General features: G+C 38.8%; 13 protein-coding genes. 3 read left to right on the forward strand and 10 right to left on the reverse strand.

Annotated features, from left to right (window positions below):
* Window positions 1–40: 40 nt before the first annotated feature.
* The 5 genes from N178_RS09385 to N178_RS09405 form a co-directional block, all read right to left on the reverse strand.
* Window positions 41–1,024 carry an ABC transporter ATP-binding protein gene (locus N178_RS09385; RefSeq protein ID WP_045291913.1) on the reverse strand — a complete coding sequence of 328 codons (984 nt, stop codon included), beginning with the start codon at window positions 1,022–1,024 and terminating at the stop codon, window positions 41–43.
* On the reverse strand, window positions 1,024–2,046 hold the full coding sequence (locus tag N178_RS09390; protein WP_045291915.1) for an ABC transporter ATP-binding protein: 1,023 nt from the start codon (window positions 2,044–2,046) through the stop codon (window positions 1,024–1,026). The genes N178_RS09385 and N178_RS09390 overlap by 1 nt, the downstream gene beginning before the upstream one ends.
* A 226-nt stretch (window positions 2,047–2,272) precedes the next feature.
* The gene (locus tag N178_RS09395) at window positions 2,273–3,046 is read right to left on the reverse strand and encodes a DUF2268 domain-containing putative Zn-dependent protease (protein WP_045291917.1); all 774 of its coding nucleotides are present in this window, start codon (window positions 3,044–3,046) and stop codon (window positions 2,273–2,275) included.
* Between the two features lie 106 nt (window positions 3,047–3,152).
* On the reverse strand, window positions 3,153–4,394 hold the full coding sequence (gene fabF, locus N178_RS09400) for a beta-ketoacyl-ACP synthase II (RefSeq protein WP_013055405.1): 1,242 nt from the start codon (window positions 4,392–4,394) through the stop codon (window positions 3,153–3,155).
* A 39-nt stretch (window positions 4,395–4,433) separates the two neighbouring features.
* Entirely contained in the window at window positions 4,434–5,372 is a 939-nt protein-coding gene (locus N178_RS09405) for a beta-ketoacyl-ACP synthase III (RefSeq protein WP_013081747.1), read from the reverse strand.
* 256 nt (window positions 5,373–5,628) lie between these two features.
* Between N178_RS09405 and N178_RS09410 the strand changes: the two genes are divergently transcribed.
* The gene (locus N178_RS09410; RefSeq protein ID WP_045291919.1) at window positions 5,629–5,829 is read left to right on the forward strand and encodes a hypothetical protein; all 201 of its coding nucleotides are present in this window, start codon (window positions 5,629–5,631) and stop codon (window positions 5,827–5,829) included.
* A 28-nt stretch (window positions 5,830–5,857) separates the two neighbouring features.
* On the opposite strand, the gene N178_RS09415 is transcribed toward N178_RS09410, so the two are convergent.
* From N178_RS09415 to N178_RS09425, 3 genes are all read right to left on the reverse strand, one after another.
* A complete protein-coding gene (locus N178_RS09415; protein ID WP_013081746.1) occupies window positions 5,858–6,052 on the reverse strand; it encodes a ComZ family protein in 195 nt (64 codons plus the stop codon).
* Between the two features lie 77 nt (window positions 6,053–6,129).
* A complete protein-coding gene (locus N178_RS09420; protein WP_045291920.1) occupies window positions 6,130–7,014 on the reverse strand; it encodes an NAD-dependent epimerase/dehydratase family protein in 885 nt (294 codons plus the stop codon).
* 181 nt (window positions 7,015–7,195) lie between these two features.
* On the reverse strand, window positions 7,196–7,936 hold the full coding sequence (locus tag N178_RS09425; RefSeq protein ID WP_013055401.1) for a hypothetical protein: 741 nt from the start codon (window positions 7,934–7,936) through the stop codon (window positions 7,196–7,198).
* 209 nt (window positions 7,937–8,145) lie between these two features.
* Between N178_RS09425 and N178_RS09430 the strand changes: the two genes are divergently transcribed.
* Entirely contained in the window at window positions 8,146–8,334 is a 189-nt protein-coding gene (locus N178_RS09430; RefSeq protein WP_013055400.1) for a YjzD family protein, read from the forward strand.
* Window positions 8,335–8,536: 202 nt separating this feature from the next.
* Window positions 8,537–9,421: an NAD(P)-dependent oxidoreductase gene (locus N178_RS09435; protein ID WP_045291921.1), complete on the forward strand. Its 885-nt coding sequence runs from the start codon at window positions 8,537–8,539 to the stop codon at window positions 9,419–9,421.
* Between the two features lie 42 nt (window positions 9,422–9,463).
* Here the strand turns inward: N178_RS09435 and galT are convergent, their stop codons facing one another.
* Window positions 9,464–10,987 carry a UDP-glucose--hexose-1-phosphate uridylyltransferase gene (gene galT / locus N178_RS09440; RefSeq protein WP_045291922.1) on the reverse strand — a complete coding sequence of 508 codons (1,524 nt, stop codon included), beginning with the start codon at window positions 10,985–10,987 and terminating at the stop codon, window positions 9,464–9,466.
* 30 nt (window positions 10,988–11,017) lie between these two features.
* Entirely contained in the window at window positions 11,018–12,196 is a 1,179-nt protein-coding gene (locus N178_RS09445; RefSeq protein WP_045291923.1) for a galactokinase, read from the reverse strand.
* Window positions 12,197–12,250 lie beyond the last annotated feature (54 nt).

Below are 12,250 nucleotides of genomic sequence, written 5' to 3' on the forward strand. Positions count from 1 at the left end.
CGTTCCCCCTATTTAACTAATAATCTGTTCGTATGTAGCTTTACGAGTTATATAAATGGCAAGCTACTTGATGGCCAGGTCTCACCTCCTTTAAGGCAGGTTTCGTTTGGCTGCACTCTGCCATTGCATGTATACAGCGAGGATGAAATGCACAGCCTTTTGGCGGATCAATTGGACTTGGCACATCTCCCTGTAAAATAATACGCTGTTTTTTCTTTCGTGGATCTGGTTCAGGTATAGCCGATACAAGCGCTTGCGTATAAGGGTGCAATGGCTCTGCGTATAGACTTTTCTTATCAGCAATTTCCACTAAACCGCCTAGGTACATAACACCGATACGGTCACTCATATGTTTAACAACACTCAAATCATGGGCAATAAATAAAAAGGTTAGGTCGAATTCTTGTTGAAGTTCTTTAAGAAGGTTTAAAACTTGTGATTGGACAGAAACGTCGAGTGCCGATACCGGTTCATCAGCAATAATAAGCTTTGGACGAAGTGCAAGTGCACGTGCAATTCCAATCCGCTGACGCTGTCCACCGGAAAATTCGTGAGGATATTTATAGTATGCATCTTCCGGTAACCCTACTTTTGTAAGTAGATTCATAACTTCTGATTTTAATTGATTGGTTGATTTTCCTGTAAAATTCCGAATTGGTTCAGAAATAACATCTCCAACCATTTGCATTGGATTGAGGGAAGCATAGGGATCTTGAAAAACCATTTGGAAATCTTGTCTAATTTTACGGAGAAAAGTTCCTTTTACTTCTGTGATATCTTTACCATCGAAAATAATTTTTCCGCTAGTTGGTTCCAACAGTCTTAGAATCGTTCTTCCTGCCGTGGATTTCCCACAGCCAGATTCTCCTACCAGACCGAGCGTTTCTCCTTTTCGAATCGCAAAAGAAATACCGTCAACTGCTTTTACATCACCAATTTTCTTTCGAAAAAATCCCCCGTGAATAGGATAGTAGGTTTTTAAATGCTGAACTTCTAGCAATACATCTTTCACCGCTTTAGTCATTAGCTTGTCTTCACTCCTTTTGACGGATAGCTATTTTCATACAGCAGACATGCGACGTCATGCCCCTGTGAATCCTGGCGAAGAACAGGCGTAACGGAACTGCAGTCTTCCATTGCATGAGGACATCGGTTAACGAAACGACAGCCTGTCCGCGGCATGTTTACAAGAGAAGGCACAATTCCTTTGATCGTATTTAATACTTCTACATCATCTTCCATGCGTGGAATTGAGTGAAGAAGCGCTTTCGTGTACGGATGTTTTGGGGCATAAAATAACGTATCAACATCTGTATGCTCAACAATTTTCCCGCCATACATGACAATCACTTCATCACACATCTCAGCAACTACTCCTAAATCATGAGTAATCATAATAATAGACATATCATTACTTTCTTGAATTTCTTTTAGCAATTCTAAAATTTGAGCTTGAACCGTAACATCCAGGGCCGTTGTCGGCTCATCCGCAATTAAAAGTTTAGGCTGACAAGCTACCGCCATGGCAATCATGACACGCTGCCTCATTCCTCCCGACAGCTGATGCGGATATTCATCGATGAGCTTTTCGGATCTCGAAATACCAACGCTTCTTAAAAGCGCAATGCTTTTTTCGCGCGCTTCCGCTTTCGATATATTCATATGGTTAAACAATACTTCCTGCAGCTGATACCCAATGGTTAAAACAGGATTGAGGGATGTCATCGGTTCTTGGAAAATCATTGAGATGTCTTTCCCACGAACATCATTCATCTCATCTTCTGATAAGTGCGTAAGATTCTTTCCGTTAAATACAACGCTCCCGCTCCTAATTTGACTATTTACTTTAGGTAATAGCCCAATAACGGATAAAGACAATACGCTTTTTCCACAGCCAGATTCTCCTACAACTCCTACAATTCGCTTTCGTCCGACTTGAAACGACACGTCGTCTACAGCATTATGCCAGGAATCATTAATGGAAAAAGCAGTTTGTAAATTTTTCACTTCTAGTAAAGGTGTTGATCCGACAGGCTTTTTATCCATTTATAGTGCACACCTCATTTTTCTAAAAATTGTTATATTTGAATAAGATATTATTACAATTTCATTACAAAATCAATATATTTTGAAAATTAATTATATTTTTTATTTTTAAAATAATTATTTCTGAATATCTCTTCAGCACTTTAACGCATAAACCTCCTAATTTTTTGTTTAAAACAGGATAAAATTTACTATTTTTTGTTTTAGGTATATAGCACTTGTTTTTTTACAGTTGGAACGCAGATTTTTTTAAGATAGTATTGGTACTAAGAGGAAGCAGCTGGGTAGTGGTTAAAACGTGAGGCTTCATACATGAAGTAACAAGATGATAACCAATATTGTAGCCCATCATTTCTGGATACCAATTTTGGCCGAATAACAGTTGATCATATTTTTTTTCGTCAGCGCGAAGATTATAATAAGGTTTAACATGCTTTTCCCACATTTTTTTAGCTTCTTCAATGGTATAATAATTTGTCCAAGGAGCTAAATATTTTTTACCACAATACTCCTCTACAGCTCTTTCTGCTAACCCTTCCATCATCATAGCGTCTAACAAAGTAATGGTTTCATCAGACTTATTAATGGCTTTTAGCCTGCAAACGTGATGGTATTCATGGGTAAGCACCGCTAACATTTCTTCATCGGATGTATGACTTGTCATAAACACAAATAACTTATCGGTAAAAGCGACACCTGCTCTTCCGTTAAATTCACGCTGCATTTTTCGATTTCTAGGATTGCTTGGAAGCACTAGCACCGCTACATCCGGCCCATTCCATGCTTTTTTAAGCTTTTCGTAATGTGCTTTTACTTTCTTCCAAACCTGTCTTTTCTTCATTTCTTCTAATTCTTTTATAAACATTAAAGAAGGCGGACACATTCCATAGTTAAAAAGTAATTCCATATATTCTTTTTCTTTTAATTTCTTAAAATAGCGCGCAAGATGACGGCTTATTTCTTTCGGCTCCGTCCAAGTAGAAGTTGAAACAATCGGCATGTTTTCCCCTCTCTTTCTTCATCCTTTTGTTTCATGATATGTTCACAGCTACTCTTTTGGTTATCAAAAATAAAAAAAATTCTAGGCATCAGCCTAGAATTTTTCATTATGCTTCGTATTTTTTAAAGATGATTGTTGCATTGTGACCGCCAAATCCAAGTGAGTTGCTTAGCACTGCTTTTACTTCTTGCTTACGCGCTTTGTTTGGAATGTAGTCTAAATCGCACTCTTCATCAGGTGTTTGATAGTTAATTGTTGGAGGAAGAATACCGTCTTGAATTGCTTTTACACTAAAAATAGCTTCTACTCCACCAGCAGCTCCTAGCAAGTGGCCAGTCATTGACTTTGTTGAACTAATTGCTACTTTTTGAGCGTGGTCACCAAATACTTCTTTAATCGCCATTGTTTCAAATTTATCATTGTATCCTGTACTTGTACCGTGAGCATTGATGTAATCAATATCACTTGGCTGTAGGCCTGCATCTTCAATCGCATGACGCATTGCACGAACGCCGCCTTCTCCTCCTGGAGCTGGCGCTGTGATATGATGAGCATCTCCTGTCGAACCATAGCCCACAATTTCAGCATAAATACGTGCGCCGCGTGCTAGTGCATGTTCAAGCTCTTCAAGCACAATAACACCCGCACCTTCTCCCATAACGAAGCCGTCGCGGTCTTTATCAAACGGACGAGATGCTGTTGCAGGATCTGGATTTGTAGAAAGTGCTTTATTCGCACAGAAACCAGCAATAGATAAACGCGTGATTGGCGCTTCCGTACCGCCCGTCACCATCACGTCTGCATCTCCGCGTTGAATTACTTTAAACGCATCACCAATAGAGTTTGTACCTGTTGCACATGCCGTTACCGTACAAGAGTTCACGCCTTTCGCCCCTAAAGCAATAGAAACTTGCCCTGTTGCCATATCAGGAATCATCATTGGAATGAAGAATGGACTTACACGGCGGGCACCTTTTTCTAATAACGTTGAATATTGATTTTCAAACGTCTCCATACCGCCAATTCCAGAACCAATCCAAACGCCGACGTTTGGAGCAATTTCTTCTGTAATAGTCAAATCCGCATCTTTAACAGCCGCCAATGCAGCTACCATCGCATATTGAGTAAAGCGATCCATCTTACGAGCCTCTTTGCGGTCAATAAAATCTTCCACGTTAAAATCTTTTACTTCAGCCGCTACTTTAGCCGGAAATTCATCTGCATCTAGTCTTGTTAAAGGACCAACGCCAGACACGCCTGCTACTGCGTTTTTCCAAGCTGTTTCTACGTCATTTCCAATTGGTGTAAGCCCACCAAGTCCTGTTACAACTACACGTTTTTTATTCATCGTACATTCATCTCCTTCAGTTGCTTTAAAAATGTAGTGTTATTTTCCCCATCTAATAGCAATAGCTCCCCATGTTAAACCGCCTCCGAAGCCAACCATTACAATTAAATCATCATCTTGAATTTTCCCTGCTTCAAGCTCATGCACAATTGAAATTGGAATCGATGCTGCTGATGTATTGCCGTAGTATTGGATTGTTTTAGACATTTTTTCTTCAGGCAAGTCTAATCGCTGTCTTGCAGCTTCCATAATACGAATATTCGCTTGATGAGGTACAAGAAAATCAACATCCTCTTTTGTTAAACCTGCTTTTTCAATTACATTAACAGCAGATTCCCCCATTTGTCGAACAGCAAACTTAAATACTTCGCGTCCGTTCATGACAATATGATCAAGCTCGTTTTGATACAAGTGCTTGCCTCCTGTGCCGTCGGATCCTAGTTCAAAGGATAAAATACCTCGTCCTTCTGATACAGGTCCCATTACAACTGCACCTGCTCCGTCTCCGAATAAAACAGCCGTGTTACGGTCGTCCCAATCTGTAATCTTAGAAAGCTTTTCTACACCGACCACTAATATATGCTTGTAAGCATTGGTTTCAATAAATTGCTTAGCTGTAATCATGCCGTACATAAACCCTGCACATGCTGCACTCACATCGTAAGAAGCTGCTTTTTTTGCTCCCAATTTTTCTTGCAGCATACATGATACTGTAGGAAACGGTTGATCTGGCGTTACCGTAGCAACAATGATCATGTCAATATCTTCTGCCTCGACGTTAGCTTTATGTAAAGCTTCAACTGCTGCTTTATAAGCTAAATCAGATGTGTCCTCGTTATCGGCTGCAATTCGGCGCTCTTGAATACCTGTGCGCGTACGAATCCACTCATCTGATGTATCCATTACTTTTTCAAGATCTAAATTTGTTACAACTTTCTCTGGTACATAACGTCCAATTCCTAGAACACCAGCGTTCATATCAACCTCTCCTTTAAATAAAAGGCTTATATTCCTATAAAACCTATATCCGTCATTTCATTTATCGATTATATAATCAATTATTATGAGTTGGTACTAATTTTACTTCATTTTTTATTTTTTGTCTATATGGGTGTTCGTCCTACTCAGGTATCTATCATGCTACATATAGTAATCATACGGGTCCCTCTTACTCTAGTATGGGACATTAGGTAAGAACTTACCCTCCATTAAAATAGTGAAAGGAATGAGTATCATGGCAAGAAGACAAAGAAATGAAGCTTTTTCTGATTTTATGTTTGGAGCTGGGCGCAGAAAATCAAGAGAAGAAAGAGAGCGAGAGGAGTGGGAAAGATTATTTAAACAAATCGATGAAATTGTACTCGCCGTCGAAGAACTAGCTCCTCTTCTTAAACAGTTTGCCCCTTTAGTCGATTTATTTTCCAAACAAAAATAACAGCTCGGATTCTACCGAGCTGTTTTCTTTAGTTGTTTTCATTTTCAGCTAACGCATCTTGCTTGCCAAGCTCATAGGCGTCGTTCATTACTTTTGTCAGTAATGTCAATACCGGCTGTACGTGTTCCATTGATAGCTCAACGCCTGTTTCATCTAAGATCTGCTTTGCTTCTGGCAAGTACTTCATTGCAATTTGCATGAATTGCATATTTTGCTCTTCCATAGTGAAATCTCCTTTATTAAAAACATTTATTCCTCCTTATATTAGCGAATCTATTCTATAAGTACAACTTTCTCCTTTTAATGAAGAGGTAAAAAGAATGTTCTCATATGTTTTTTTTGCAGATAAATGCCTTCTTTAGCCGTTACTTTGGAAGAAAAATGCAGCATTTCTTTCGCTTTCCTGCTGATTTCATATTTCTCTTGAGCCGCTTCTTCCTTCACCTCCATATGAGTAATGTTTGCTCCTGCACTCCAAGGCTGTAACTTTTCTTCAACTAAATGAACTACTTCATATGAATATGCAGAAGTTTTACAGCGTCTAAGTGCACTGACCGCATCTTCAATATAAATAATAAAATCCGTGCCTTCCATGATGGTAAAAGCTTCTTCGTACCCGGCAATATTTTTAGAATAGCACATTGACAAAGGCTGCCAAGGTCCGTAAAGAGTCGGCGTTCTGACAATCATAATGGGCCATCCATCATCTTTATATTTTTCTATCATTCGCTCAAAATGAACGTATAGCCTTCCTTCACTACTGTCCGGTTCCGGAATCGTTGTTTCTTCAATCTTTCGCTGCTGGTCTCCAAATACGCGCATGGTAGAAACAAACACAAATCGAATGTGGAATTGACGGCATTTGTTAAGCGCTTGAATGAGTACTTGCTGCGCTTTTTGCATTTCTTGTCTTAAAAAATCAGGATGATAAAAATCTCCTCCATCGAAATACGTAAAGTAGACAATATCCGTTTCTGAGGTAATCATATCTAATGAATCTCCTACTTCAGTCGATGTATAATTAGCGTTTCGCCCTAAGAAAAATTTCATCTCTTCCTGCAAATCATCTTCTTCTTTATGAGCAGAATGTGTATATCCTTTTACTTCTGTACCTTCGTCTAAAAAAGTCATACATAAATGAAAACCAATAAAGCGGTTTGCCCCTATTACTACTACATTTCCCATATCGCTTCCTCCAATTCTTCATTCATCATTTATTCAACAAAAAGCTTAAATCCCTATAGTTATAGAGAGCACTCATTCCTTATTTCAAAGAAGTTCATCTGTAAAAGCATCATGAACTCTTTTTTCCTTTTATCTCTTATACAAAAAGCCCCTATGATATGTATAATCATAGAAGCTTTGCTTATAACACTTTTTCATGCTGTTTATAAAATTGGAGAAGGGACCGTTCAAATAAATAGTTTTTTTCCGGCAAATAAAGTGAAAGCATAATCGGAGAGTGAAGTTCTTCACGATGTAGTTCATATTTTTTACTGTGTGCAATTGGATAATGAGTAGAGGCATTAGGCGCGGTCCATATCTTCACGGGCAGCGTTGATTTTAATTCCGTAACGGAAGGGTACTCCTTAATTAGCTTTGATACTTGCTTCCGCTCCACTTTATAAGCTTGAGTCAAGTCCTTCGTGAATTGTTTATAAAAGAATTTATTGTTTTTTTCATGTTCTGCATGCGTATGAAGATCAATACATGGATTTAGCAAACCAGCTGATCGAATGAACGTATTCCCGTCATTTTCCATTAGCTGCAGCGCTAACAGAGCCCCCATTCCTTCAGCTAAAATATGAATTCGTTTATTTAAAATTTCTTGTTTCATTACTAAATGATAAAGTTGTTTTGCAAGGTGATATGCTTCAGGAGACCCCCAATGCCGGCCATATAAATTGGAATAAAATACTGTGTATCCTTCATCTTGTAAACATTGCAACAGCTGTGACCTTCCGCCGTGCTGAATCCATAAGCTAGTTGAACTTTCAACAAAATGATCTTTATCACCCAATACTAACACACCGAAACCATTCGGTCGTTCAGGGACATGTACGACATTCCATTGCGTATCTAAGCTAAAAAAGCGTCGATGTATCATAGCTCTTCCTCCGTAACTTACTAGTTGTTCCATACAGTGTATGATAGAACCATCAAAAAGCGCACTAGAATAATGCCTATTTCTGACTTATTGATCTTTTGTTTCTATATAGGAACACGCCCCTTATTTATTCATAAAAAATTCAATTTCTTATTTGACTGCTATATGCTAAAATGAAATCAAACTGTACTGTAAACGAGGTGAATAGAATGCGTGTCGTAATGGCTTTTGTTTGGGGCTTTTTACTAATGAATATGGCAGTGTACGTAATCTCTGCAATGACGGGCGGTACTTACAGTTTCGCAACCGCTTCCATCCTTGGAGTAGTTTTCACGCTAGTTGTAATTTTGATTGGAGAACTGGGTGTACCGAATAAACCAGCAAATAATCACCACTAAAAAGTGTTGGCTGTAAAGCCAGCGCTTTTTTTATCTTTTGGCATAAGCTCTTCTCAGCAATTTCTTTCGTTAACTCGTATTCAAAAAGAATGACTGAAGCTATTTTTTACATTTATATACATTTATAATCATTGATTATGCCAGACTTTAACTGTATAATTTTAGAATAATCAAACTATTAATTGTAGGAGTGAATACTGCTGTGACTAAAGAAAAAATTGGTTTTATCGGAACAGGCGTTATGGGTCAAAGCATGGCCGGGCATTTAATTGACGCAGGATATGAAGTCCTTGTTTATACACGAACCAAAACTCGTGCTCAAGCACTGCTTGAGAAAGGGGCCAAATGGCAAGAAACCGTTCAAGAAGTGGCCGAACAATCTGATGTCATTATCACCATGGTAGGCTACCCTCACGATGTAAAAGAGATTTATTTAGGAAAAGACGGCATTATACATAATGCAAAGAAAGGCTGCTATACAATTGATATGACGACATCAAGTCCTATACTTGCTCGTGAGATTTATCAAACAGCAAAAGAGAAGCACATTCATGCGCTTGACGCTCCTGTTTCAGGAGGAGATATCGGGGCTCAGAAAGCAACCTTAGCGATTATGGTCGGAGGCGATTCTGAAGCATTCTCTGCCGTTACGCCTATTCTTGAAAAAATGGGGACAAATATCGTTCTTCAAGGAAGCGCCGGTGCTGGTCAGCATACAAAAATGTGCAATCAAATTGCTATAGCCTCTAATATGATGGGTGTTTGCGAAGCGATACTTTATGCTGAAAAAGCTGGACTAGATCCGAATACCGTTCTAAAAAGTATTGAAACAGGCGCAGCGGGAAGCTGGTCGTTAAGCAATTTAGCTCCTCGCATGATTAAAGGAGACTTCGAACCAGGCTTTTATATTAAACACTTCATTAAAGATATGAAGATTGCCATTGAATCAGCTGAAGAAATGGAGCTGTATACACCCGGGCTAAAATTAGCAAAATCACTTTATGAACAGCTCGAAAAACAAGGCGATGATAATAAAGGAACACAGGCTCTGTATATCCTTTTGAAACAGCATGCCCTAACTGTATAAAAACAGGCAGCTCGTAACGAGCTGCCTGTTTTTATTAATGATTTACGCTTCATTTAACGAATTCATAAAACGACTGAATGCGAGCTGCCCTTCAGAAGTTTGTTTAAACACACCTGCATGTTCTAAAATAGTGGCAAAGACCAAACCGAGCTCTTGTTGGAGAATCTCTTGAACATTTTCCGCTTCAATATGTGGATATTTTTTCTTGATTTGTTCCGCCCACTTCACGTGTTTTTGCACTTGATCATGTCTGCTGGCTAACTCACTCAGGTTATTCTGAACCAACCCTTTGGCCACTAGACTCATTTCGTCTTTCAAACGACCGGGTAAAACCGCAAGCCCCATTACTTCGATTAAACCTATGTTCTCTTTTTTGATATGATGAACTTCTGCATGCGGATGATAAATACCATCTGGGTGCTTGCCGTTTGTTCGATTGTTTCGCAGTACTAAATCTAATTCGTACAAATCTCCTCTTTTCCGAGCAATAGGCGTGACCGTATTGTGAGGAGTTTGACCTGTAAAAGCCAAAATATCGGCACTTTGATCACTATATGATTTCCATTTCTTCAAAATGAAATCCGCTGCTTCCACTAATGGTGCAAGGTGAGAACTTTGAAGACGAACGACCGACATCGGCCAATGAACAATTCCAGCTTTCACGTTTGGATATGCTTTAAGAGAGAACAATTTATTTATTTTTGCTTTAGCCATAGGAAAATCATGATAGCCGCCTTGAAAGTGGTCATGAGTTAAAATAGATCCTCCTACGATGGGTAGGTCTGCATTTGACCCTAAAAAATAATGTGGAAATTGTTCAACGAAGGCAAGCAGCCGCTTAAACGTTTGCTTTGAAATATGCATGGGTGTATGTTCACTCGCAAAAATAATGGCATGTTCATTATAATAAACATAAGGTGAAAACTGCATATACCACAGCTCTTCCTGCAATTCTACAGGAATAATCCGGTGATTTTGACGAGCTGGGTGGTTAATACGACCTGCATAACCAGCATTTTCTTTACATAGAAGACACAGCGGATAGTTGCTTTCCTTCAATGATTTGCTTGCTGCAATTGCTTTTGGATCTTTTTCCGGCTTTGATAAGTTGATAGTAATTTCAAGTTCTCCAAAGTCAGTGTTTGTTACCCATCTTTCGTTTTTAGCAATTCGATCTCTGCGAATATAGTGAATGTCTTTTGACAGCTTATAATAATAGCTTGTGGCTTTTTGAGGGCTTTGCTGATAGTGATCATAAAATGTCCGATTAACCTCTGAAGGCATGCTTGCAAAGCATCCCATTATTTTGGTATCGAATAAATCTCTATACGTGATAGAATTCTCGGCGATTCGATTGTTTTCTGCAGCCCAATCAAGCATGTTGTCTAAAATAGCAGCTGGATGTTCCAGACGTTCTTCTTTGACTTCTACTATAATACATTCGTCGAGTTTTAACACTTCCAGCAGTTTATTTCTCACCACATCTATATCCCATTTTGTTACTAGATTCTTTTGTAAACCATATTGAATAAGTCGGGTGATTTCTTCATGAATGTTGACTGACATACACTCGTTCCTTTCTCTATCTGTTTTCTCTTATACTGCTTCTAATGTGAGTTCACGCGCTCCTTCTCCAACCGTAACCACATAAAATTCAGCTTCTAAACTTGTTTTCTTATAGTAGGCGTCTTTTACTTCCTCAATAAACCTATCAACCTGTGCTTTTTTTACGATGCTGATTGTACAGCCGCCAAAGCCTGCACCTGTCATGCGTGATCCAATCACACCTTCTTGCAACCAAGCTGCTTCTACAAGAGCATCTAATTCTTTCCCGCTTACTTCATAGTCATCTCGCAGCGAACGGTGCGATTCATTCATCAATTGACCAAACCCTTTTAAATCACCATTTTGCAATTTACCAACCGCTTCTTTTGTGCGCTCATTTTCATATATCGCATGTTTAGCGCGCTTACAATCTACTTCATTTTGTATCAAAGATTTGTGCTTTTCAAATTGCTCTTTGGTTAAATCACCAAGCGAAGTAATGGAAAGTGACGTTTGCAAATCTGACAGCGCTCTTTCACACTCCATGCGTCGTTCATTATATTTTGAGTCTGCCAGCCCTCTTCGCTTATTTGTATTAGAAATAACGAGCACAGCATCTGTTAATTGCAGCGGGCTATAATGATATTCAAGAGTTTGACAGTTTAACAATACGGCTTGATTTTCCTTTCCCATTCCAATTGCAAACTGATCCATAATCCCGCAGCTTACGCCGATAAATTCATTTTCAGCTTGCTGCGCCATTTTTACAAGGTCTATCATATCAATATTCAATTCAAGAATTTTATTTAAAAGTACGCATGTGACTAACTCAATTGACGCCGACGATGAAAGCCCTGCTCCGTTAGGAATGTTGCCGAAAAACAAGATATCAAAACCAAAAGGAAGGTCATATCCGTGCTTTTTAAAGGTGTCCATTACTCCTTTTGGATAATTAGCCCAATCATCCTCGGCTTTGTACGTTAATTGCTCTAAAGAAGATTCAATAACGCCTGCTTCAGAGAAGTTTTTAGAGTACATACGTATTTTTCGATCATGACGTTTTTGTACTACCGCATACGTTCCTATACTCAATGAACAAGGAAAAACATGCCCTCCATTATAATCAGTATGTTCTCCAATTAAATTGACACGTCCTGGCGCAAAAAAGCAGCGAATAGCTTCTGACGAATGAAATATTTGTTTGAACTCTTCGATTAATTTTCCCAGCATTTATTATCACCTATTTTAAGTAGTTTTTTGGAAACGGATTCATATGTACATTGT

The sequence above is a fragment of the Priestia aryabhattai B8W22 genome, assembly GCF_000956595.1.
Classification (GTDB): domain Bacteria; phylum Bacillota; class Bacilli; order Bacillales; family Bacillaceae_H; genus Priestia; species Priestia aryabhattai.

Coding starts and splice junctions, on each gene's coding strand:
- N178_RS09385 (WP_045291913.1), bottom strand. CDS start 1,024: ATGACTAAAGCGGTGAAAGATGTATTGCTAGAAGTTCAGCATTTAAAA.
- N178_RS09390 (WP_045291915.1), bottom strand. CDS start 2,046: ATGGATAAAAAGCCTGTCGGATCAACACCTTTACTAGAAGTGAAAAAT.
- N178_RS09395 (WP_045291917.1), bottom strand. CDS start 3,046: ATGCCGATTGTTTCAACTTCTACTTGGACGGAGCCGAAAGAAATAAGC.
- fabF (WP_013055405.1), bottom strand. CDS start 4,394: ATGAATAAAAAACGTGTAGTTGTAACAGGACTTGGTGGGCTTACACCA.
- N178_RS09405 (WP_013081747.1), bottom strand. CDS start 5,372: ATGAACGCTGGTGTTCTAGGAATTGGACGTTATGTACCAGAGAAAGTT.
- N178_RS09410 (WP_045291919.1), top strand. CDS start 5,629: ATGGCAAGAAGACAAAGAAATGAAGCTTTTTCTGATTTTATGTTTGGA.
- N178_RS09415 (WP_013081746.1), bottom strand. CDS start 6,052: ATGGAAGAGCAAAATATGCAATTCATGCAAATTGCAATGAAGTACTTG.
- N178_RS09420 (WP_045291920.1), bottom strand. CDS start 7,014: ATGGGAAATGTAGTAGTAATAGGGGCAAACCGCTTTATTGGTTTTCAT.
- N178_RS09425 (WP_013055401.1), bottom strand. CDS start 7,936: ATGATACATCGACGCTTTTTTAGCTTAGATACGCAATGGAATGTCGTA.
- N178_RS09430 (WP_013055400.1), top strand. CDS start 8,146: ATGCGTGTCGTAATGGCTTTTGTTTGGGGCTTTTTACTAATGAATATG.
- galT (WP_045291922.1), bottom strand. CDS start 10,987: ATGTCAGTCAACATTCATGAAGAAATCACCCGACTTATTCAATATGGT.
- N178_RS09445 (WP_045291923.1), bottom strand. CDS start 12,196: ATGCTGGGAAAATTAATCGAAGAGTTCAAACAAATATTTCATTCGTCA.